At 73.2% G+C, this 21,533-nt stretch carries 20 protein-coding genes; 7 read left to right on the plus strand and 13 right to left on the minus strand.

Annotated elements, in window-relative coordinates:
• Nucleotides 1-104: 104 nt before the first annotated feature.
• Nucleotides 105-2,387, minus strand: coding sequence for a restriction system modified-DNA reader domain-containing protein (locus tag GA0070623_RS03145; RefSeq protein ID WP_157517596.1), 2,283 nt, complete (start codon nucleotides 2,385-2,387; stop codon nucleotides 105-107).
• A 420-nt stretch (nucleotides 2,388-2,807) separates the two neighbouring features.
• Here GA0070623_RS03145 and GA0070623_RS03150 point away from each other — a divergent pair, with 420 nt between their 5' ends.
• Genes GA0070623_RS03150 through GA0070623_RS03160 form a run of 3 tightly spaced genes read left to right on the plus strand, consistent with a single transcriptional unit; the run spans nucleotide 2,808 to nucleotide 4,731 of the window.
• The gene (locus GA0070623_RS03150; protein ID WP_157517597.1) at nucleotides 2,808-3,479 is read left to right on the plus strand and encodes a DUF6308 family protein; all 672 of its coding nucleotides are present in this window, start codon (nucleotides 2,808-2,810) and stop codon (nucleotides 3,477-3,479) included.
• Entirely contained in the window at nucleotides 3,476-3,754 is a 279-nt protein-coding gene (locus tag GA0070623_RS03155; RefSeq protein ID WP_067312437.1) for a hypothetical protein, read from the plus strand. The genes GA0070623_RS03150 and GA0070623_RS03155 overlap by 4 nt, the downstream gene beginning before the upstream one ends.
• Entirely contained in the window at nucleotides 3,751-4,731 is a 981-nt protein-coding gene (locus GA0070623_RS03160) for a hypothetical protein (RefSeq protein WP_067312441.1), read from the plus strand. The genes GA0070623_RS03155 and GA0070623_RS03160 overlap by 4 nt, the downstream gene beginning before the upstream one ends.
• Nucleotides 4,732-4,786: 55 nt before the next feature.
• Here GA0070623_RS03160 and GA0070623_RS03165 read toward each other — a convergent pair whose 3' ends face one another.
• The 4 genes from GA0070623_RS03165 to GA0070623_RS03180 are packed head-to-tail and all read right to left on the minus strand — an operon-like array spanning nucleotide 4,787 to nucleotide 6,921.
• On the minus strand, nucleotides 4,787-5,071 hold the full coding sequence (locus GA0070623_RS03165; RefSeq protein ID WP_067312452.1) for a zinc ribbon domain-containing protein: 285 nt from the start codon (nucleotides 5,069-5,071) through the stop codon (nucleotides 4,787-4,789).
• Nucleotides 5,071-6,216: a WXG100 family type VII secretion target gene (locus tag GA0070623_RS03170; RefSeq protein ID WP_231932641.1), complete on the minus strand. Its 1,146-nt coding sequence runs from the start codon at nucleotides 6,214-6,216 to the stop codon at nucleotides 5,071-5,073. The genes GA0070623_RS03165 and GA0070623_RS03170 overlap by 1 nt, the downstream gene beginning before the upstream one ends.
• Nucleotides 6,213-6,533, minus strand: a complete 321-nt coding sequence (locus GA0070623_RS03175) for a type VII secretion target (RefSeq protein ID WP_067312444.1) — start codon at nucleotides 6,531-6,533, stop codon at nucleotides 6,213-6,215. Before GA0070623_RS03175 ends, GA0070623_RS03170 begins: the two co-directional genes overlap by 4 nt.
• Entirely contained in the window at nucleotides 6,520-6,921 is a 402-nt protein-coding gene (locus GA0070623_RS03180) for a hypothetical protein (protein WP_067312455.1), read from the minus strand. Before GA0070623_RS03180 ends, GA0070623_RS03175 begins: the two co-directional genes overlap by 14 nt.
• Nucleotides 6,922-7,220: 299 nt before the next feature.
• On the opposite strand from GA0070623_RS03180, the gene GA0070623_RS03185 reads away from it, so the two are divergent.
• Entirely contained in the window at nucleotides 7,221-8,705 is a 1,485-nt protein-coding gene (locus tag GA0070623_RS03185; protein ID WP_084261478.1) for an SDR family NAD(P)-dependent oxidoreductase, read from the plus strand.
• A gap of 61 nt (nucleotides 8,706-8,766) precedes the next feature.
• Here GA0070623_RS03185 and GA0070623_RS03190 read toward each other — a convergent pair whose 3' ends face one another.
• The 3 genes from GA0070623_RS03190 to pip form a co-directional block, all read right to left on the minus strand.
• Nucleotides 8,767-10,371 (minus strand): FMN-binding glutamate synthase family protein, encoded by a 1,605-nt coding sequence (locus GA0070623_RS03190; protein ID WP_067312462.1) that lies wholly within the window; start codon nucleotides 10,369-10,371, stop codon nucleotides 8,767-8,769.
• A 57-nt stretch (nucleotides 10,372-10,428) separates the two neighbouring features.
• Nucleotides 10,429-11,628 carry a peptidoglycan recognition protein family protein gene (locus GA0070623_RS03195; protein ID WP_231932642.1) on the minus strand — a complete coding sequence of 400 codons (1,200 nt, stop codon included), beginning with the start codon at nucleotides 11,626-11,628 and terminating at the stop codon, nucleotides 10,429-10,431.
• Between the two features lie 201 nt (nucleotides 11,629-11,829).
• Entirely contained in the window at nucleotides 11,830-12,783 is a 954-nt protein-coding gene (pip, locus tag GA0070623_RS03200) for a prolyl aminopeptidase (RefSeq protein ID WP_067312446.1), read from the minus strand.
• A gap of 274 nt (nucleotides 12,784-13,057) precedes the next feature.
• Here pip and GA0070623_RS03205 point away from each other — a divergent pair, with 274 nt between their 5' ends.
• Both GA0070623_RS03205 and GA0070623_RS03210 read left to right on the plus strand, forming a co-directional pair.
• Nucleotides 13,058-14,680: a serine/threonine-protein kinase gene (locus GA0070623_RS03205; RefSeq protein ID WP_089003889.1), complete on the plus strand. Its 1,623-nt coding sequence runs from the start codon at nucleotides 13,058-13,060 to the stop codon at nucleotides 14,678-14,680.
• Nucleotides 14,681-14,752: 72 nt separating this feature from the next.
• Nucleotides 14,753-15,820 (plus strand): mechanosensitive ion channel family protein, encoded by a 1,068-nt coding sequence (locus GA0070623_RS03210; RefSeq protein WP_067315666.1) that lies wholly within the window; start codon nucleotides 14,753-14,755, stop codon nucleotides 15,818-15,820.
• Nucleotides 15,821-15,841: 21 nt separating this feature from the next.
• On the opposite strand, the gene GA0070623_RS03215 is transcribed toward GA0070623_RS03210, so the two are convergent.
• From GA0070623_RS03215 to GA0070623_RS03235, 5 genes are all read right to left on the minus strand, one after another.
• The gene (locus GA0070623_RS03215; RefSeq protein ID WP_067315670.1) at nucleotides 15,842-16,264 is read right to left on the minus strand and encodes a YchJ family protein; all 423 of its coding nucleotides are present in this window, start codon (nucleotides 16,262-16,264) and stop codon (nucleotides 15,842-15,844) included.
• A gap of 136 nt (nucleotides 16,265-16,400) precedes the next feature.
• A complete protein-coding gene (locus GA0070623_RS03220) occupies nucleotides 16,401-17,033 on the minus strand; it encodes a class F sortase (protein ID WP_067315663.1) in 633 nt (210 codons plus the stop codon).
• 138 nt (nucleotides 17,034-17,171) lie between these two features.
• Nucleotides 17,172-17,660, minus strand: coding sequence for a hypothetical protein (locus GA0070623_RS03225; protein ID WP_089003891.1), 489 nt, complete (start codon nucleotides 17,658-17,660; stop codon nucleotides 17,172-17,174).
• 428 nt (nucleotides 17,661-18,088) lie between these two features.
• Nucleotides 18,089-18,946 carry a class I SAM-dependent methyltransferase gene (locus GA0070623_RS03230; protein WP_067314727.1) on the minus strand — a complete coding sequence of 286 codons (858 nt, stop codon included), beginning with the start codon at nucleotides 18,944-18,946 and terminating at the stop codon, nucleotides 18,089-18,091.
• Nucleotides 18,947-19,045: 99 nt separating this feature from the next.
• Nucleotides 19,046-20,143, minus strand: a complete 1,098-nt coding sequence (locus GA0070623_RS03235; protein ID WP_067314725.1) for a serpin family protein — start codon at nucleotides 20,141-20,143, stop codon at nucleotides 19,046-19,048.
• 174 nt (nucleotides 20,144-20,317) lie between these two features.
• On the opposite strand from GA0070623_RS03235, the gene GA0070623_RS03240 reads away from it, so the two are divergent.
• Nucleotides 20,318-21,505 (plus strand): lycopene cyclase family protein, encoded by a 1,188-nt coding sequence (locus tag GA0070623_RS03240; protein ID WP_067314723.1) that lies wholly within the window; start codon nucleotides 20,318-20,320, stop codon nucleotides 21,503-21,505.
• The last annotated feature ends 28 nt before the right edge of the window (nucleotides 21,506-21,533 follow it).

The following is a 21,533-nucleotide window of genomic DNA, read 5'->3' on the forward strand; positions in this document are numbered from 1 at the left end:
CACCCAGAGTGATCGAATAATGTCCCTACGTCAATAGCGTGAGGCTTGGTTCCGGACGTTCGCTGTCGTGTCGCCTCCGTGGTCGAGTGGGAGACGGTGTGCTGTCAACCGCGGTACCGACGAATCAGGTCGAGGAAGTTCCGCAGCTTGCGCACGTCCGTGGGTTTGACCGGATCGGGATTGAAGTGCATCACGTTGTTACGAACCCGACGCAGCCGGTCGAGACGCTGGATAAAGATCGTCCGGTCGAGCGGCCACCCGAGCTGCTTCCAGCAGTCCGGATCGTTGAGCACCGCCTGGTATTGACCCACGGACATCGAGTCGAACGACTTGAACGACATGCCGGCCGACCGGCATGCCTGTTTGACGGTCTCATCGTCGAACGTGTTCTGCAGGAGTTGCCGCAACTCTTGGTCGATCTCGCCGATCAGGAAGAAGGGGGTCGCGGTCTCGTCGTACTTCCGCACCACGTCGGCGGCGGTGATGATTCCGGTGATCTCTTCCTGGTCGTCTCTGACGAAGATGAAACCATCCCGCTGGAGGGTGCCAAGCACGTCGAGAAGCCGGACGTGGTAGTCGAATACCCGGGTGGCTGCACGACGATCGATCGCGTCGCTGAAGGTGGCGTCCGCGTCACGGTGCTTGGCAGCGGCGATCGACTCCCAACTGACTGCACCGTGGAGTGTGTGCGGGTCGGCCAGCACCGCGATCTGGGAGAAGTCGTCCACCTGCATTGCCGTGATCGCCTCTTCGAACGAGGCGGTAGGGGAAACCCAGGTCAATGACATCTCGTCGGGCAGTAGGTTGCCCAGCGTCAGCCCGACGTCGATGCTCTCCTCGTCACTGGCGGACGGCACCAACTCGCTGCTGTCGACCCCGGGCTCGACCACGGTGGCGGCGTCGTCTCCCTCGGGCAGGCCCACGATCCGGATCGTCCTGTCCAGGCCCACGGTGCGGAAGTCGGGAACGGTGGTCAGGCCGTGGTTGGCCAGGTCCGCGTCGATCTGCACACTTGCCGTCCGGTCGCGGTCCTCGACGCCCCAGTGCTTGATGAACTCGCGGACGGTCAAGGTACGAGGACGACCTGCCTCGGCGTCTGCTCGCGCCTCCTCCAGCAGGGTGAAGCGGTGTCGTGCCGCCTGAGCCTCCTCGTGTGGACCGGCGTGGTCCGCTTCCACCTCCTCGGCGACGTCCTTGAGGAGCTTTACCCGCAGTTGGTGCAGTGTCTGTCCGCTCGGCTGGACCCGCCATACCGCCCACCCGGGCACCGCGACGAGACCGGAAGCCTCCACAGCCGCCCGGGACGGGGTGCCGAACTCCCGTCCGTCCGGAAGGCGGAGCTGTCCCCGGGAAGTGACGGTCGCGCTGTATGCGGGTTCGCCGATTTTCTGCTGGTACCGCAGCTCGGTGCCAGGAGTGAGTAGCCCGGCGTCGAGCAGGTCGGAGATCCGGACGCGGCGTCCGTTGATGAGGAGCTCTCGACGGCGCTGTTGGGACGGGTCGTTCGTCATGCTGTCGCCTTCATCGGATGAGGTGGTTTCGTGCGGGGAGTCATGATCCTCGACCTCGTCGCTGTCATCGGACCTGTGTGCGTCGGGCATCAGGGTCGGCTCTACGTGCAGGGAACTGCTTGCGGCCGTGAGGGCACGTTCGCCCGCCGATGTCTTGGTGAGCTCACCGGCGCCCATCTTCCAGCCGAGGATGGAGAGCTCGTTGGCTCCACGACCGAGTGCGGTGTCCTCATAGCTGTCGACTATCCGTACCGTCACCCGGTCGGCGTGCTCGTGCACCCGGGGTGCCAGCAGCATCAGCTTGGCCTTCCGGCTGGATGGGCGATCAGAGCGGTCATAGCCGGGTGGAGCGACGGTGAGATCGCCCCGACGCCAAGCGTTGATCATGTCGGCGATGGCCGGATAGTCGGTTATGACGGTCACCCGATACCTCGGCATGAGCCGGCGCAGAGCCCAGAAGAGTGCCCTTGCCTCCGCCGCCAACTCCCCATCGCCGTCGAAACGGCGATGGGTCGTGGTCGCCCCGAAGCCGAAGTGGCCGTCGTCGGCGAGGTAACCCCAACCACGAGGGTGTTCATTGCTGCTCGGGTGCAACTGGTAGCAGCCCACGACAGCCACTTCGACCGCACTGTCGGTGGGAACGACGCATTGCCGTAGCTGGGCTTCCTGTATCCAGCGATCGCGGCGGATCGATTGCATCGCACCGCGCTTCACCTCCTGCGACGTGGCCGATCGCAAGGAGTCGGGATGGTTGCAGATCCGTCGTGCCTTCAAGGTGCGCCAAGGCTCGGGATGTATCCACTCACCGTCGCGTGAGACGCAGATGACGCCGCAGTGGCGGCAGATGTGCTCACCGGTGGTTTCTGGTTTTGCCACGGAGGATTCGCCCCGTCCCTCGGTTTCAGGTCGTCGCAGCCTAGGCGATGATCGACATTACGCGGTGTCGCGAACCCGACTTGCAATCCACAAGGGAGATTCCGTTGTCAACCACTGTGGATGCTGACGTAGCATCCTGCTGCGCGGGCTCGCCGCCGTGCTCGGCGTACCCGGGGCGCGATCTACCACAGTGGCTGGTGCCGATGGTAGCCCTCAACGCCGAGACCATCCTCTTCGCCAAGGAGGTCATGCCGGCCGAGGTGGACCAGGTGCGACACGACAACGACCTGCTCCGGGAACGCTGTCTGCACTTCGTCGTCGGCACCCGCGCTCGCGAGGCCCGCTACGCCTCGTGGAGCGGAACACCCCGCCCGTATCTGTCGTTCGCCGCCGTTGACCGTTGGACCCCGAAGGAGAACAGTGCCGCAGCCTCTGACTCTCGCCGAGATGCTGGCCGTGCTCGACGACCCCCGGTCGGTCTCCGACCTGCGACGTTACTATCTGGCCACCGGCGACGCGGCGTTCACCGGTGGTCAGTTCGACCATCTCGGTGGCGGCGGCGACCGCCCCGAAACGGCCGGTGCCATCACCGCCGAGGATCTGGTCGCGGTGGAACTGCTCAACGTGCGGGTGCCGCCCCGGAGCGCGCTCGACCTGTTGCAGGGGCCGCTCGGTGAACGGGTCGCCGTCGAGCTGGCGAGGATTCCGGTCGACGTCGCGCTGGGCGCCGACAAGGCGTACCCCCTGGTGGTGGCGGGCGGTGCTGCGGACACCGCATGGCGGGCGCTGCGTGGCGCAGACGGCATCGGGCGGGTCATCGCCGGCAAGCTGCTCGCCCGCAAGCGTCCCAGGCTGGTGCCGGTGTACGACGCGGTGGTGTCCTGCGCTTACCGCACCGGCACCGGTTTCTGGGAGTGGCTGCACGGCAGGCTCCGCGAGGAGGACGGCGTGTTGGGGCAGCGGCTCCGCGCACTGCACGAGAAGGCGGAACTGCCCGACGTGGTGAGCCTGATCCGCGTCCTGGACGTGGTCTTCTGGATGCGGCACCGCCCCGCGCACAGCAACCCCTGCACCGGAATCCGCCTGCCGTGAGCCAGGACGAGCGACAGTTCACGGTACGGCTCCGGGGCGTGGGACCAGAGAAGTACGCCGACATCGTCAACGCGGTGTGGATGCAGATGCAGGCGATCGGTTGCGACTTCACCGTCACGCCGGACGGGCAGAGCGACGCGGCCAAGCTCGACGCCCGCTGGGACGACTACAGCGGGGTCTCCTGGACGGAGGGCGGCCGGGACGGAACCCCGCAGGCGAAGGCGGCACGCGCCCACCGGACCCGCAACCGGCGCTCCGCCGACACCGGCGAATGACGACGCGAAGGTCGACGGCCAGCCGACCCACGGAGCGCATCTGCGTCAACTGCGGGGAGATCGTCGACGGTCGGGCGAACACCCGTCGGCGTGGCCCGGACATCGCCTGGTTCGTCCACTGCCGACCGTGCGCGGACCTGGTCGCCGACCAGATGCAACCACTCGGCCTGCTGCCGGACGGCAGCGTCGACCTCTACCGGTGCCGCACCTGCGCCAGCCTCCGGGTCTGTCGCACCAAATGGCGGACCCGGTGCCACCTCTGCCTGGACGAGCGGTCCGCCGGCACGGGCCTCGCCGCCGGGGCACGCCTGCTGTCTCGACTGTCCGACGAGCCGGAACTCGCGGACCAGGTACGCCGCTTCGCCGGCCTGGCCGTCACCGACACCATCCCCACCCGGGCCGCCGCCGAGTTCCAGGCCATGATCGCGCTCGACGCGGAACTCGACAGGCGTCGCCGCGACGGCTGGGCCGACCTGGTCGGCGACGTCCACGGCCTACCCTGGTACGGCGAGCGGCAGGAATCCTTCTCGCACGGCACCTGGGGACGGCACCTGCGCTGCGACTCGTGGCAACGCCTCCGCGACCGCAGTTGCGCCCGGTGCCCACCCGAGCCCGAGGACCGGACCTTCGCCGCACTGCGCGACACGCCGTACCTGCTGTATCTGGTGCGGCACCGGGGGGTGCAGAAGTTCGGCGTCGGCGGGGTGGATCGGGTGCGGCAACATCTGCGGGCGGGTGCCCAGGTGGTGGAGGTCGTCGAGGGCCGGCACGCCGACGTCATCGAGGCGGAGGCGGACCTCAAGCGGGAGAAACGGGCGGCGGGGGAGTCGCTGAGCTGGTGGCGTACCCGCCGGATGCCGCCGACGTTCGGAGCGGGCACCGAAGTGGTCCGGGCCGGCGTACGGATCAGGCTCGCCGACCACCTCCGCGACGGAAACGACGTGACCAGCCGCTTCACGGGCACCGGTGAGACATGACCCGATGATCCCTGCTATCGGACGAGCAGGATGGTGAACGGACCGTCTGCCGGTGCTACGCGATGAGGCGGTAGTTGGGGATGCCACGCTTGCGTTCCTCGGCGGGCAGGTCAAGGGAGAGCGCCCTGACCCCGTCCGGGACGGGCGCTCTGGAGAGGTGAATTCCTTCCAGACAGGTGTCGCACCAGAAGGAGGCATAGCCGTGTCGTGCCCCTGGAGGAGCGGTGAAGACGAGGCGGAGAGTCTGATGGCCGCAGTTCGGGCACGGATGATCAGAGGAGGCCGGCAGGGTGCGGTACACGACGTCGTACGCGTCCAGCCACTCGTCGAAGTTCGCCATCACTGTCCTCCGTCTGGCCTGACCGGATGGTCGTTCCACCATCGTTCTTCGTGGGCGTACGCCCGGTCCTCGAAGGCATCGGCCTCGTCACGCGTCGTAGGGTAGGGACGCCCGTCCCGGAGTTCCGACACGTGGAACTTCTCGTGCTCGAGGGTCCGGGCCAGATCCTCTTCGCTGCGGAACGCCTCGCGGCAGAGCATGACCGATTGATCGGGTCTAGTCACTCCGCACACGCCCGAGATCCGGTTGTTGATGCTGAACCGAATGCCGGAAACTTCGATACCGTATTTGGTGACTATCGCCTGTACCGACTCCAGGCTCATCGGCATCCGGGGCCCCCGGCCTCTGCCTCGTACTCGATTGAGGTCATCAGCAGTGGGACCGGCGCGCTGGAGCCGGTTGAGTGCCTGCTTGAGCGCGTCGATCAGGTCGCCCAGGCGGCGGAGCTCCGGCAGCAACCGTCGCAGGCTGGCCAGCAAGCCGCGCAGCAATCGCGCGATCCGGGCCGCCCACGACCCCACCAGCGTGGTCACCTGCTCCACCACCAGCGGTGTCGCCAACCCGCCGGTGACGAGCAGTTCGCCCGCGTACACGATGAGGCGGGAGACGCAGGCGGCGATGGCGTCGCGGACGAGGAGCCGGACGGCGGCGACCAGGCCGGCGGCGCCCTCGGTGGCGGCGGCTAGGGTGTCCGCGCCCTGGGCGAGTGCGGTGACGGCCCGGTGCTGCTCGGCGGCCCAGGCCCGGTAGGCGGGGCCGGCGTCGCCGCCCCAGCCGGCGACCTCGGTGCGGACCGCGTGGGTCAGGTCGGCGGCGTCGGCGCGCAGGGAGGCGGCGACGTTGCGCCAGGTCCGGGCGTGCGCGGTGATCTGCGCGGGGTCTCCGGCGAGCCAGTCCAGGGCCTCGCTGAGCGGTCTGACGTGCTCGATGAGCCAGGCGATGCCGTACTGGAGCAGCGCGCCGACCGGGTCGGAGACGAGGGCGAGGGCGTCCAGGCCGGCGCTGACCACGCCGAGGCTGCCGTCGATCCAGCTGCCGGTGCGGATGCCCTGGGCGATGAGTTCGATGTCCTCGCCGATCCAGATCCCGGCCCAGGCGGTGGGGCCGGCGGGCGACGCGGTGGCGACCAGGGGGTTGCCGGTCACCGGCGGTCCCGTACCCGGTCGAGCTGCCGGGCGGCGCGGGCGTCGGCGGCCCGGTAGCCGTCGGCGCCGGACCGGAGTCTCGCGGCGGTGTCGCGGACCGATCCGGCGGCGGCGTCGACACCGTCGACCAGGGTCCGCTGGAGGCCGGCGAGCAGCACCGGCATGATCGCGCAGAGCTGCCCGTACGCGTCGGCGTCGAGCTGGACGTGCTGGCCGGCGCGGCGGGCGGTGTCGAGGCTGTCGGCGCAGCGGTCCAGGTGGGCGGCGTGGGTGGTCAGGTCGTCCGGGTCGACCCGGATGTGGTCAACGGCCGGCATCCGGTGTGCCCTGGCCTGGGTGGAGCCGCTGCCGGTGCGACTCGATGATCGCCCGGGCGGTCGGGTCGTCGGGGCCGAGGGTGCGGGTGGTGGCCTCGGTGATCCGTCGCAGCAGGTCGGCGCGGGCGGCGCGGCTGGTCGCCATGATCTGCCGGGCGGTGTGGGCCGCGCTGTGCTGCCGGGTCTGTTCGTCCAGCCGCAGGTCGACCAGCAGGCCGGTGGGGTCGACGGTGACCTCGACGGTCCGGTCGGGACTGCGGGCGGTGCCGGTCAGGGCCTGCACCTGCGCCGCGAGCTGCCTCGCCCGCTCCGCCCGATCGGTGAACGACGCTTCCCACTCGTCCAGCCGACGGGCCGTCGCGTCGAGCGTCGCCTCGTCCGCCCACATCTCACCCTCCCCGGGGAGCACCGGCCACCGCCACGCCGACACCGGACCCGGCCGCGCCGCGAGCCCCGGTGACCGGCGGACCGTGATGACCGACAGGCTATCAACCGGTCACTCCGCGGAGTGTCCCCTGGTATCGATAAATGCTGATGTAGTGTGGCGCTCGCGCCCTCGGGACCGGCGGTGGCCCAGCTCACCGCCGCTACCGGGCACGGACGTCGCGGCGGTCCGGTCCGGGTGCGTAGAGTTCCCGGGTCGGGCCGGCGGTCGGCCCCGGAGGCCAGGGCGGGACGATAGCGGACATGACGGTGGACAACGTCGGACAACCGGGCGACGCCGGCAGCCGGGGGCACGACGCCGGCAGCCCGGGGGTCGACCAGGACGAGTTGGCGGTCGCGCTGCGCGTCTTCGCGGCGTTGGAGTCGCTGCCCAGCGACCACCCGGACGTGGTCCGGGTACAGCGGGCCACCGCCCGGCTGTTCAAGATGGTGAAGCAGCGGCGGCGCGAGGAGCGGCGGGAGGCCGTGCTGGCCCATGACCGTGCGGTCACCGCCGCCACCGCCACCGGCGCACCGGGCCGGATCGACGACGAGACCAGGGGCATCCCGCTCGCCTCGCCGACCGCCGGTGACTCCGCCGGCACCCTGATCAACCCGCGCGGCTGTTACATCTGCAAGACCCGCTACCGCCAGGTCGACGCGTTCTACCACCAGCTCTGCCCCGACTGCGCCACCCTCAACCGGGAGCGCCGCGACGCGCGGTGCGACCTGACCGGACGGCGGGCGCTGCTCACCGGGGGACGCGCCAAGATCGGCATGTACATCGCGCTGCGGCTGCTGCGCGACGGCGCGCACACCACGATCACCACCCGGTTCCCACACGACGCGGTCCGCCGGTTCACCGCCATGCCGGACAGCGCCGACTGGCTGCACCGGCTGCGGGTCGTCGGCATCGACCTGCGTGACCCCGCCCAGGTGGTGGCGCTGGCCGACGCGGTGGCCGCGCAGGGTCCGCTCGACATCCTGATCAACAACGCCGCGCAGACGGTACGCCGCACCCCCGGCGCGTACGCCCACCTGGTCGCTGCCGAGGCCGTGGCGCTGCCCGAGGGGCCGCTGCCGGAGCTGCTCACCTTCACCGGCGGCCGGGGCGTCACCCTGGCGCTGCCGGACGGCACCCTGCCGGCCCCCACCATCGCCCCGCACGCCCTCACCGCGCTGGCGCTGACCGGCCGGTCCGCCACGCCGGAGCGGATCGCCGCCGCCACCGCAGTGGACGCCGGTGGGCTCGCCCCCGACCTCGGGGACACCAACAGCTGGGTGCAGCGGGTGCACGAGGTCGACCCGGTCGAGCTGCTCGAGGTGCAGCTCTGCAACGTGACCGCCCCGTTCGTGCTGGTCAGCCGGCTCCGGCCGGCGCTCGCCGCCGCCCCGACCGGGCGGGCGTACGTGGTGAACGTCTCGGCGATGGAGGGTCAGTTCGCCCGGGGCTACAAGGGGGCGGGACACCCGCACACCAACATGGCCAAGGCGGCGCTGAACATGCTGACCCGCACCAGCGCCGAGGACATGCGGGCCGACGGCATCCTGATGACCAGCGTCGACACCGGCTGGATCACCGACGAGCGCCCGCACCCGACGAAGATGCGCCTCGCCGACGAGGGTTTCCACGCCCCGCTGGACCTGGTCGACGGCGCGGCCCGGGTGTACGACCCGATCGTCCGGGGCGAGCGGGGCGAGGAGCTGTACGGCTGCTTCCTCAAGGACTACGCCCCCTGCGCCTGGTGACCGGGGCCGGCGGGGTGGCGGGCCACCCCGCCGCCGGTCGTCGGTCGAGGGGGCCGGCCGGTCAGTGCCGGGCGGGTCCGCCGGGCTCGGCTCGACCCTGCGCGGTGGCCGAGGGCAGGGCGCTGCCGCCCTCCGGTGCCTCGCCGGCCATCAGCCGGGCGATCTCCGCCCGGTCGGCCGCCGACGGCAGCCCCCACTGCGGCCGGTAGCCGTAGACCTTCCGCAGCGGCCGGGCGGAGGTCCGGCCGTCGAGGATCTCGACCGCGTCGGTGTCGATCAGCCCCGGATGCTCCACCCCGCACGCCTCGGCGACCTTCACCAGGTCCCGGCGCAGGGTGCCGATGTAGTTCGCCGCCCGCACCGACTTGCGGGCCGGGTCCAGGCCCCGGGCCAGCCAGGCGTTCTGGGTGGCCACGCCGGTCGGGCAGGTGTCGGTGTGGCACTTCTGAGCCTGGATGCAGCCGATCGCCAGCATCGCCTCCCGACCCACGTTGACCAGGTCGCAGCCGAGCGCGAACGCCACCACCGCGTTGTCGGGCAGGCCCAGCTTGCCCGCGCCGACGAAGACGGTCTGTTCGTGCAGTCCCCGCTCGGCGAAGGTCCGGTAGACCCGGGCGAAGCCCTGCTGGAAGGGCAGCGACACCGAGTCGGTGAAGATCAGCGGCGCGGCGCCGGTGCCGCCCTCGCCGCCGTCCACGGTGACGAAGTCGACGCCCCGCCCGGTGTCCCGCATCAGCGTGGTCAGCTCCTCCCAGAAGCCCAGGTCGCCGACGGCGGACTTGATCCCGACCGGCAGCCCGGTCTCGGCGGCCAGCAGCTCCACCCAGTCGAGCAGGCTGTCGCAGTCGGAGAACTCGGCGTGCCGGGACGGGCTCACACAGTCCCGGCCCGGCTCGATGCCCCGGGTCGTGGCGATCTCGGCGGACACCTTCGCCCCCGGCAGGAGCCCGCCCAGGCTGGGCTTCGCGCCCTGGCTGAGCTTGATCTCCAGGGCGCGCACCGGTGCGCCGGCGACCAGGTCGCGCAGCCGGGCGAGGTCGAACCTCCCCCGGGCGTCCCGGCAGCCGAAGTACGCCGTACCGAGCTGGAAGACCAGCTCCCCGCCGTGCCGGTGGTACGGCGACAGCCCGCCCTCGCCGGTGTTCTGCAGGCAGCCGGCCAGCGCGGCCCCCTGGTTCAGGGCGCTCACCGCGTTCCCGGACAGCGAACCGAAGCTCATCCCGGAGATGTTGACCACCGACGCCGGGCGGAACGCCCTGGCCCGGCCGCGTGCCCCGCCCAGCACCTTCGCCGCCGGCAGCCGCACGTCGTGCCCGGCGGTCGGCACCGACGACGGGACGGTCCGGGCGAAGGTGCGGTGTTTGATGATCGGGTAGCCGGGGCTGCGTTCGATGTCGTTGTCGGTGCCGAAGCCGAAGTAGTTGTTCTCCTGCTTGGCCGAAGCGTAGATCCACCGCCGCTGGTCCCGGGTGAACGGCCGCTCCTCGTCGTTGCCGGCCACGATGTACTGCCGCAGTTCCGGCCCGATCGCCTCCAGCAGGTAGCGGGCGCGTCCCACCAGCGGGAAGTTGCGGAGCAGCGCGTGGTCGCGCTGGAGGACGTCACGGGCGGCGAGGCCGGCGACGGCGGCGGCGATCACGGGTAGGGTGCGGCTGGCCCACTTCATGCCGGCCACACTCCCCGTTACCGCCGCCGGCCAAACGGCCCGCCCGCGCGGCGGTGGTCAGCGGCGCTGGAACGACTGCCGGACCACGCCGCCGACCAGGGCGCACCAGGTGCTGGTGGGGATCCGGCCGGTGCGGGGCAGCCCGTGCAACGTCTGGAGGTCCTGCACCGCCCGACGGGTGGCGTGATCGTAACTGCCGGTGACGGTGACCTCGGTGTAGCCCTTCCAGTTCAGGATGAACTGCACCGCCTGCACCGGCAGCCCGGTGGCGTTCCAGTCCAGCTCCGGGACGAGGGCCTCCCAGGTGGGGCCGGTCAGGGTGGCGTCGACGTCGACCGGGATGCCGTTGCGGGCCTGCCAGTCGGCGATCGCGGCGATGGTGGTGGCGTCGAAGGTGCCGTTCGGGGTGACCGGGTAGCCCCGGTAGGCCAGCAGGTACTGGGCGACCTGGACGGCGGGGGAGCTGACGAAGCGCCACAGGTCGGGCCAGCGGCGGGCCGGCACGTCGGTCAACCGGGTGCCGAGCCGGCGGAAGACCTGTCGACGCACCCCGGGGAAGAGCCGGTAGAACTGCGCGCCGGGGCAGAGGGTGGTGCGGAAGTCCCAGTGGCCGAAGATGTCGTGGGCGTGCAGCCCGTACTGCCGGCAGACGGTGGTGCAGAGCCTGACCAGCGCGTCGAGCAGCTCCTGCGGCGGGGTGTCGGTGACGTAGGTGCCCTCGTTCTCGATGCCGATGGCCCGGCCGTTCTCGCCGGGGCAGTGCGCCGAGACCATCTGCCGGTCACCGGCCCGCAGCCGGTCCAGGCTGCCGTGCCGTCCCTCCAGGACGTACCCGCCCCGGCTGACGGTGAAGTGCTGCCCGGTGTCGGACCAGCCGTTGCCGTCCATGTGCAGGTCCTGGCAGTCGTGGGCCAGCTTGACCGCCTGCTCCCGGGACTGGTCGGTGACGTTCGGGAAGGCCATGTGGTGCACGATGATCTTGTTGGTCGGGATCGTGCTGACCGACAGCGGGTCGGCCGGCGGCCGGGCGCCCCACCCGGCGCAGTCGATGACCCAGTCCAGGTCGGCGTCGGGAGCGGCCGCGGCGGCGGACGGAAGGGCCAGCTCCGACCCGACGACCGCGACGGTGGCCGCGCCGAGGCCGGCCCGCAGCAGGGTACGGCGGTCGAGTGCGGGGCGTACGGCGGACATGGCGGCTCCTCGGCGACCGGCGGCGGCGCTGCCGACGAACGTGAAGACGATCTCCGGCAGCTGCACGTGCAGTGGAGGATATTGTCACCGCGGCGGTCGGCGCTAGGGGGCGGCATTGATCGATGTCGTGTCCCGCCCTCGATCCCGTCCCCGTTCGGCCCGTGCCGCCGGCCCCGCCCGCCGGCTTCCTGGCCGCCCGCTGCTCGCCCGCCGCCGGCTGCCTGCCCTCCGGCTGTCCCGCCGCCGGCTGCCCGGCTGCCCGGTGGCTCAGTCGGTGGTGGCGAAGTGGTCGAGGGCGGCCAGCAGGTGCCGGCGGGTCGCCGCGGTGCCGAAGTGGCCCGCCTCCTCGACCAGGTGCAGCCGCGAGCCCGGCCACGCCCGGTGCAGCTGCCACGCGGTGATCGGGGGACTGCCCAGGTCGAGCCGGCCGTGGATCAACACGCCCGGGATTCCGGCCAGCCGGCCGGCGTCGCGGATCAAGGCGCCCTCGGTCAGCCAGGCCCCGTGCGAGAAGTAGCGGACGCAGATCCGGACCATGGCGATCCGGTCCGCCGACGGCCGGTCGCCGTACGGGTTGCCCACCCCCTCGGTGGAGACCAGCGCGTCCTCCCAGGCGCACCAGTCCAGCACGGCGCGGTCGCGTACCGCCGGGTCCGGGTCCTCCACCAGCCGGGCGTATGCGCCCACCACGTCGTCGTCCGGCCCGACACCGCCCCCGGCGAGGAACCGTTCCCACTCGCGGGGGAAGTACCGGCCCACGCCCCGGTAGAGCCAGTCGATCTCCGACCGGCGGGTGGTGGTGACGGCGGCGATGACGATCGCGGAGACCCGCTCCGGATGCCGTTGCGCGTACGCCAGCAGCAGCGTGGAGCCCCACGAACCGCCGTACAGCAGCCACCGGTCGACACCCAGGTGCTCCCGCAGCCGCTCCATGTCGGCGATCAGGTGCTCGGTGGTATTGTGCCGCAGGTCGGTGGCCGGGTCGGCGGCGTGCGGGGTGCTGCGCCCGCAGTTGCGCTGGTCGAACAGGACCACCCGGTAGCGGGCCGGATCGAAGTTCCGTCGCGGCCACGGGCCGCAGCCCGAGCCCGGTCCACCGTGGACGACCAGCGCGGGCCGACCGGCGGGGTTGCCGCACACCTCCCAGTAGACCCGGTTGCCGTCGCCGACGTCGAGCAGGCCGTGGTCGTACGGCTCGATCGGCGGGTACCGCTCGTCCATCGGTGGCCTCCCCGGGGCGTGAGATACGACGGCACCGACACCTTACGGCCGGGCGGGTCACCGCGTCGCCGCCCACCGGGCCGACGGCGGCCCGACCGCCGGGGCGTCGGACGGCCGTCGACGGCACCCGGGTGACCGGAACTAATCTCCGGGGACGGACGTCCGGACGCGAGGAAACAACCGTTGCGCCGATGGACCGCAGCTCGCCCCGGGTAAGAATGATCAGTGTGGCCCTGACCTGTGACCAGTCCCGGCGGACCGGAAAGGCCGGCGGGTGACCGGCGACTGGCGGTTGTCCGGCTACACCCCGGTACGGCAGCTCGGCGCGGGCGCGTCCGGCCGGGTGCTGCTCGCCACCCACGACGCCACCGGCACCCCGGTCGTCATCCGGTACCTGCCCGACGCCCTCGGCGACGACCCGGCCTTCCGGATGGCCTTCCGGGAGCAGGCGCGGCTGCTGGTCGACGTGGACGACCCGCACGTCTGCCGCCTCTTCGAGTACGCCGAGGCGCACGCCGCCGCGGCGATCGTGACCGAGCTCGTCAACGGGGTGTCGCTACGCCACCTGCTGCGTGCACACGGCCCCCTCGGGCCGGAGGCCGCGCTCCGCGTCCTCAAGGGTTCCCTCGCCGGGCTCGCCGCCGCGCACGCCCGGGGCGTGGTGCACCGCGACCACCGCCCGGAGAACGTCCTGGTCGGCGTGGACGGGTGGACCAAGCTCACCGACTTCGGCGTCACCCCGCCCACCGGCGGCGGCCCCGGTGTCCCGCGCCGGCTGACCCCCGAGCAGTGGACCGGCGCGCCCGCCGAGCCGGCCGGTGACATCTACGCCGCCACCGCGACCTTCTTCGAGTGCCTCACCGGGCGGGCACCCTACGACGCCCCGGACGCGGCCACCCTGCGCGCCCAGCACGCCGCCGCGCCGGTGCCGGCCGGGCCGACCCCCGCGCCGCTGCACGACCTGCTCCGCCACGGGCTGGCCTGGTGCCCGGCCGACCGGCCCCAGCCCGCCGAGATCTTCCTCGCCGAGCTGGAACACACCGCCGCCCGGTCGTACGGCGGGGACTGGGCGGAGCGCGGGCGGCGTCAGCTGGCCGAGCGGGTCGCGCTGTTCGCCGCGGTCCTCCCCTTCCCCGACGGCGTCCCGGTGCCCGCCGCCGTCAGCGTCGCGACCCGACCCCACGCCACCCGTCGGGGCGGCACCCGCAGTGCCCTGGTCGGGGTGGGGCTGACCGCGGTCCTGCTGACCGGCGTCGTCGGGGTGACCTACGCGGCCCGCCGACCCGGGCCGCTCACCGTCGCCGACGGCGCCGCGGTGCCGGGGGCGACCGCCGCCGCCACCCGGAGCGCGGCCCCGCTCGCCGCCGCGCCGGCGATCACCGTCGTGCCCGCGGAGCCGAGCCGCCACCCGACCCCGGTGGCGACCACCACCGGCCCGGCGCCCACCGCTGCCCCGACCCGGCCCGCCGCCGCGACCACCACCCGGGTACGCACCCCGCGCCCCACCCCACCGGCGACGCCCGTCAGCCCGCTGCTGCCCCCCGACGTGTTCGCGCCCACGGTGTCCGCCCTGGACGCCAGCTCGGCCGTCGTGGAGCCGAAGGGCTGCCCCGAGACCGGCACGTCGACCACGGTCACCGCCACGGTGGTCGACGACCGGGCCGGCGGTGACCTGCTCCGGGTGGTGTTCCGCTACACCCTCGACGGGGTGGTCCGCACGGTCGCCATGGACCAGACCGGCCCGGAGACCTTCCGGGGCACCCTCGGTGACCTGCCGGTGCCCCCGTCGGTGACCAGGATTCCGGTCGAGGTCATCGCCGTCGACGACGCCGGCAACGCCTCCGCGCCGGCCGGCCCGATCGTGGTGTCGCTGCTGTCCACCTGCACGTCGGGCTGACGGCCGGGGTTTCCGGCGTCCCGGCCGCGGGTAGCTTCGAGGGTCGGCCGAGCTGACGGTGGAGGACGACGGATGACTGACGACTTCGGCGACGCGGTGGGTGACGCGGTGCGGGCGGTACTGCTCTTCCTGCCCAAGGCGGTCGCCTTCGTGGCGATCCTGGTGGCGGGCTGGCTGGTCGCCAAGGCGGTCCGCAAGATCGTCGACAAGGTGCTGGAACGGGTGCACTTCGACCGGGCGGTCGAGCGGGGCGGCATCAAGACCGCCCTGGCCCGCTCCCGCTACGACGCCAGCGACATCGTCGCCAAGCTCGCCTACTACGGGGTCCTGCTGGTGACCCTGCAACTCGCCTTCGGCATCTGGGGCCCCAACCCGATCTCCGACCTCATCGCCGGGGTGATCGCCTGGCTGCCGCGCGCCTTCGTGGCGATCGTGATCGTGGTGGTCGCCGCCGCGATCGCCAACGCGGTCAAGGACATCATCAGCAGCGCGCTGGGCGGCCTGTCCTACGGCCGGGTGCTGGCCAACATCGCCTCGGTGTTCATCCTCGGACTGGGGGTCATCGCCGCGCTCAACCAGATCGGCGTCGCCACCGCGGTCACCACGCCGGTGCTGGTCGCCGTTCTCGCCACCGTGGGCGGCATCCTCGTCGTCGGGGTCGGCGGCGGTTTGATCCGCCCGATGCAGGCCCGCTGGGAGTCCTGGCTGACCCGGGCCGAGCAGGAGTCCCGCACCATCGCCGCCCACGCCCGGGCCTACCAGGCGGGCCGGCGCGACGTCGAGGCCCGGCTGAGCCCGCAGCCGCAGGCCGGACCCGCCGCGTCGCCCACTGCCGGGGTGCCTGCCCCGACGGCGTTGGACGACGACGCCGAACGGACCCAGGTGGTGCCCCGGCCCGACGAGGCGGAACTCACCCAGGTCCTGCCCCGTGCCGACGACGCGGAGCAGACCCAGGTGGTGTCCCGTCCGGTCGCCGCGACCCCGCCCGTGGACCGGGACGTCACCGACCCGCCGGTCGGCCCGGTCACCGCGCCGGGGGTCGTGGTCCCACGGCAGACCGGGCCGGTGGACGGATCCACTGCCGACAGCGAGGCCACCATGGTCATCCCGCCGCTGGACCCCGAACCGCCCCGACGCTGACGGCCGCCGTACCGCCGGAGGCTAACCGGGGCCGTCGGGTAGCGCGTCGAGGTAGACCCAGGTGCCGTCCTCCCGGACGAACCGGCTGTGCTCGTCCACCGTCCCGGGCCGCCCGGCATCCCGGTAGTGGGCGCGGAACGCCACCGTGCCGGCGCTGTCGAGCAGGCCACCGCCGGTGCGGGCGACGATCTCCAGCCGGATCCACCGTTGGGCGGGGTCGAGCCGCAGTCGCGCCGGCCGGGTGCTGGAGTGCCAGCTGCGCAGCAGGTAGTCGGGATCGCCGACGGCGAAGGCGCTGAACCGGGACCGCATCAGCGCCTCGGCCGTACCGGCCGTGCCCTCGCCCCGGTGCAGCGGCCCGCAGCAGTCGGGGTACGGCAGGCCGGTGCCGCACGGGCAGGCCGGTCGGGAGCCGCCACGTCGGCGGGGTGCAGACTTCGCCACGGTGTCCATCCTGCCGGATGCCCCGGGACCGCCGACCGGCCCGGCCCCGGGGCGGGGTCGGCCCGGTCGGTCGTGCGCAGGCGCGGTCGGGAAGGTCACCGGCGCGGTCGCGCCGGCGGTGCGGCGGCGTCGTCGGTCAGCCGACGGCGGTGGCCCGTACGACGATGTTGTCGGAGTAGTCGCGGGACCGCTCGTCGAACCGCCCGCCGCAGGTGACCAGCCGCAGCGCCGGTCCGGGTCCGCCCGGACCGTAGACCAGCCCGGTGGGGAAACTCGGCTTCGGGTACGCCCCGACACCGTCGACGGCGAAGGTGACCGTCCGCCCGTCGGCGCGGGTGACCCGGACGGCGTCGCCGGGGCGCAGCCGGCCGAGCGCGAAGAAGACCGCCGGCCCCTCCCGGGTGTCGACGTGTCCGACGAGGACGGCGTTGCCCGCCTCGCCGGGGCTGACACCCGGGCGGTACCAGCCGGCGACGGCGGGGCGGTCCAGGGGCGGCACCTCGAGGATGCCGTTCGGGTCACCGGCCACCGGCACCAGGTCGGCGTGTACCCCGATGGTCGGGATGTCGAGGCGTACCGGGGTGGAGCGGGGGAGTGCCGGGATCGGCGAGCGGCTGCCGTTGCCGCCGCTGACGTCGATGCTCGGCTGCGGTGGCCCGACCGGACCGACGGTCAGCCCGGCGGCGAGCAGGGCGATCCCCGTGGTGCCGCTGACCGCGACCGCCGCGATGGCGGTGCGGGTCCGGGCCGCCCGTTCGCGTACGCCCATCGCCCGTCCTCCCCGACGTCCGATGTGGTCGGGGTGCCCGTACCGGTCCGTGCCGGTGCGGGCACCCGTCCCCGGGATGGTGTGTCTCGTCGTCGGGCGACGCCGGTCCCGGCCGGGTCGTCGGCGCCGACGGCGCGGTCAGGCGACGGTGGACGCCGCCCGGCGTCGGCGGCGCAGCAGGACGGTCGCGCCGAGCGCGGCCGCGCCGGCGAGCGCGCCACCGGCGGCCAGGAGGCCCGTGTTGTCGCTGCCCCCGCCCGCACCCGCGGGCGCCGCGCCGATCGGCGTGACGGCGAAGGTGGCGCTGCCCGCGGAGCTGCCGTCGCCGCAGGTGGCCGCGACGGTGTAGGTGCCCAGGGTGAAGCCGGCGGTGAAGAGTTCGGCGCTCAGCCCGCCGCCCGCGGCGGCGGTGGTGGAGCGGACGTTCTGGTCCCGGTCCGGGCCGGTGACCCGGAAGATCACGTCACCCGACGTCGGATTGCAGGTGGTCGCGGTGAGCACGACCGTCCCGCCGACCGGGGTGGAGGCCGGCGACACCGTGGTGTCCGCGAGCGCGGCCGTCGGGAGCAGGAGCGTGCCGAGTCCCACGCCGAGCGCCGTCGATACGAGAACCTTCTGTGCCTTCATACGCGTCTTCCCTCACTTTTCGTCCGCTGTCTGCGTGGGACGTCGTTCGGGTGGCCAACTCCGTAACTAGCACCGGTGTGCCCAACACTAGGAGGGTTGGCCCCTCCTGCCGGGCTGAATGAGAATTCTTCGTTGCCGTCACGTGTTTTCCCTCGCGCCGTCGACTGGTGGAAACGCCCGGACAGGCCCGGACAGGACGGACACCGGACCATTCGACGCCGTGGCCGGATCGTCCGGAAAGCTGCTTGCGGGTCCGACCCGGCGCGAGGGCGGACCGTCCACCCCACAGCCCAGCCTCCTAGGATGCCTTACGCGACGTGCGCCCCACCCCGAGGACCGCGCCCGACCCACGGAAGAGTCACCACCACTCCCGCCCCGACCGGCTGTCGGACGACCACCACCCCTGCGCGCGGGAACGCCCGCCGTGGTCAGCGGCGGCGGGCCTGGAGGGTGTACGTCTGGGGGAGCCGCCACGGACGGTCCACCAGTCGCCATTCGCCGTGCTCGTCGCGGACCTGCCGCCCCGGCACGGCGTCCCAGGGGGCGCTGTCGTGCTCGCGCAGCATGGTCAGCTCCAACCCCGCGTCGAGCAGGGCGGTGACCACCTCACCGAGACCGTGGTTCCACTCGTGGGTGGTGGTGTGGGTGAAGGTCGCCTCGGTGCTCACGTAGGTGCCCTCGCCCTCCCACACCAGCGGCTCGGCCCGCTCGAAGTACGGGTGCTCCACCGTCAGCAGGCCGTCGGGGCGGGTCTCGTCCAGCGCCCACAGCATCGGGTGCCCCTCGCGCAGGAACAACCGCCCACCGGGGCGCAGCAGGGCGGCCACTACGCCGGCCCAGCGGCGGACGTCCGGTAGCCAGCACAGCGCGCCGATGCCGGTGTAGACCAGGTCGAAACCGCCCGCGCCGAGGACGTCGGGCGCGTCGTAGACGTCGGCCTGGACGAAGTCGACGGTCGCGCCGGTGCGGGCGGCCAGCGACCGGGCCTGGGCGAGGGATTCGCCGGAGAAGTCCAGTCCGGTCATCCGCGCGCCGAGGCGGTGCAGCGACACGGTGTCGGTGCCGATGTGGCACTGCAGGTGCACACCGCGCAGCCCGGCCACCTCGCCCAGGCGGGGCAGGTCGAACCGGACCACCTCGCTGAGGTACGCCGGGTCGGCGGCGAACCGGTCCACGGCGTAGTCGGGCGAGGCGGCGTGCGCGGCGGCCCGGTCGTCCCAGTTGGCCCGGTTGAGCGCGCGGTAGTCAGGGCCGGGCCGGTGCTCGCCCTGGTCGTCGTCGGTCACCGGCTGACCGTGCCAGATGTCGGGTGCCCGTTCAACGGCAATTCGCGGTCACCGCGACCCGGCGGCCGGCCCGCCGGGTGACCGGCCGCCGGGGGTGGCTCAGCCCGGCGTGGGGTCGGTCACCCAGCCGGCGACCAGCACCAGAGCGGTGGGGCGGTGCACGGCGAGGAAGCCGAACGGGCGGTCCACGTCGAAGCACCAGCGTCGGCGGCGGACCGTGGCACGAGGTGCCGCGCCACCGGCCCGCAGACTGATCGCGGTGACCGCCGCGGCGCGCAGGCCGGTGGCGGTGAACTCGGCCATGGCGCTCTGCCGGGCGGCCGAGACGGACAGCCGGGGACTGACGTCGGGGAAGTGGTCGCCGTCGCGGGCGGCGGTGGCCAGGCCGAACAGGTCGGCGTGGTGCAGCAGGTCGTGGTCGCCGGTCACGGTGAACCCGACGGTACGCACCAGTAGTTCCGGCCGGTCGTCGGACGCCTCGACGGTCTCCTCGCTGACGCCGGGTCCGACCGCCGGGGGTAGCGTCGCGGGGTGGTCGAGGGCGCCGAGCGCGGCCGGTAGCACCCGGGCCGGCGGCTGCCCGGTCGGGCCGAGGACGAGCAGCACGTCGACGTCTGCCGTCCCGGTGACGGTGAACAGGCTGACCGGGCCGATCCCGGTGTCGGCCACCTGGAGCGCGGCCGGATCCCCGCCGGGTCGGTGCAGGCCGGCGAGCCGGCGGCCCCGCCACGGCCCGGTCGTCGGCTCGGACCGGGCGGGCCGGAACGGGGTGGCCCAGTCGACCAGCACGGTCAACGCGTTGGCCAGCACCAACGCGGTGCCCGGCCCGACCTGGACCGGCATCCGGTCGATCAGGCCGTCGGTGTGCCGGTGCGCCCACCGGTCGAGCAGCGGCTGGTCGACCGCCGGGTCGCCGGTCAGCTCGCCCCGGAGCGAGGCGTCCAGCTCGGTGCGCCACCGCTGCCCGAGCGGCAGGCCGGCGCGGGACCAGAAGCCGGTGGCCAGCCGGGTGGTGGGGGAGTCGACCGCAGGCTGCGGGGTGGGGGCGACGGCGCGCAGCTCGTCGCGGGCCGGGCCGGTCGCGTACCGGGCGAGCAGGTCGAGCAGCGGGTACACCCCGGCGCCGGACAGGACGGTCGGCCGGTCGTCCAGGCGGGACGCCCAGCGGGCGGTGAGGACGTTGGCGGGCGGGTTCATGGGGCGGCAGGGTACCCGGATCGACGTGCCGCCGTCCGGTGCCGTCCACGGCGGGGCGGGCCGCCGTCCGGTGCCTTCCCGGTAGGGGTGCCGCCCGGCCGCGGCAGACGGGTGGTCCGGTCGATGGGGTGGGGTCCGCGCCGGTGGTGTCCGGTGGTGTGACAGCGTGACCGGGTGAGCGTGCGCGTACCGGTCGACGTGGACCTGGCCGTCGTCGGTGGTGGTGGGGCCGGTTCGCTGGTGCTCGCCGCACTGGCCCGGCACGCGCCACCGGGCCTGCGGGTCGCCGTGGTGGATCCGGTGCGCAAGCGGGGACAGGACCGCACCTGGGCGTTCTGGGGCGCCCCCGGTGGCGACCTGGAGCCGATGCTCAGCGCGAGCTGGTCGCGGGTGGAGGTGACCACGCCGGCCGCCGCCCGGGTGCTGGACCTGACCCCGCTGCGGTACGCGATGCTGCGGTCCGCGCCGCTGTACGAGCGGGCCGCCGAGGCGGAGCTGCGGCTCGGCGCGGCCCGGTACGACGCGGCGGTGGGGGCGCTCGACGACGACGGCACGGCGGTGACCGTGCGGGACACCGACGGGCGAGTGGTGCTGCGGGCCGGCTGGGTGCTGGACTCGCGCCCCCGACCGCCCCGCCGACCCGGCCGGACCTCCTGGTTGCAGCACTTCCGGGGCTGGTGGTTGGAGTCGGCGACCCCGGTGTTCGATCCGGGGCGGGCGGTGCTGATGGACTTCCGCACCCCGCAGCCGGCCCGGGGAGTGTCGTTCGGCTACGTGCTGCCGGTCAGTGACCGGTTCGCCCTGGTCGAGTACACCGAGTTCTCCCCGGCGGTGCTCTCCGACGCGGAGTACGACACCGGGCTGCGCGGTTACGCGGGGCTGCTCGGGGTGGACCTGGCCGCGGTGCGGGTGCGGGAGGTCGAGGACGGGGTGATCCCGATGACCGACGCGCCGTTCGAGCGGCGGCCGTCGCCCCGGGTGGTACGGCTGGGCACCGCCGGTGGGGCGACCCGCCCGTCGACCGGGTTCACCTTCTCGGCCATGCACCGGCAGGCCGGGCAGGTCGCCGCCGCCCTGGCGGCCGGTCGGCCGCCGGTGCCCCGGCCGGCGTACCCGGGGCGGCACCGGTGGATGGACGCGGTGGCGTTGCGGGCGTGGGACTCCGGCGCGGTCGGCGGTCCGGAGTTCTTCGACCGGCTCTTCGACCGGAACCCCGCGTCGCGGGTGCTGCGTTTCCTCGACGGGGCGACCGGCCCGGTGGAGGACCTGGCGGTGATGCGGTCCAGTCCGCTGCTGCCGATGACCGCGGCGGTGTGGGGCGACGCCACCGGCCGGCTGCGCGCCCGGTGGCCCCGGCGCTGAGCGGGGTCGCCCCGCGCCGGTCAGACCG

Source organism: Micromonospora rifamycinica (assembly GCF_900090265.1).
Classification (GTDB): Bacteria; Actinomycetota; Actinomycetes; order Mycobacteriales; family Micromonosporaceae; genus Micromonospora; species Micromonospora rifamycinica.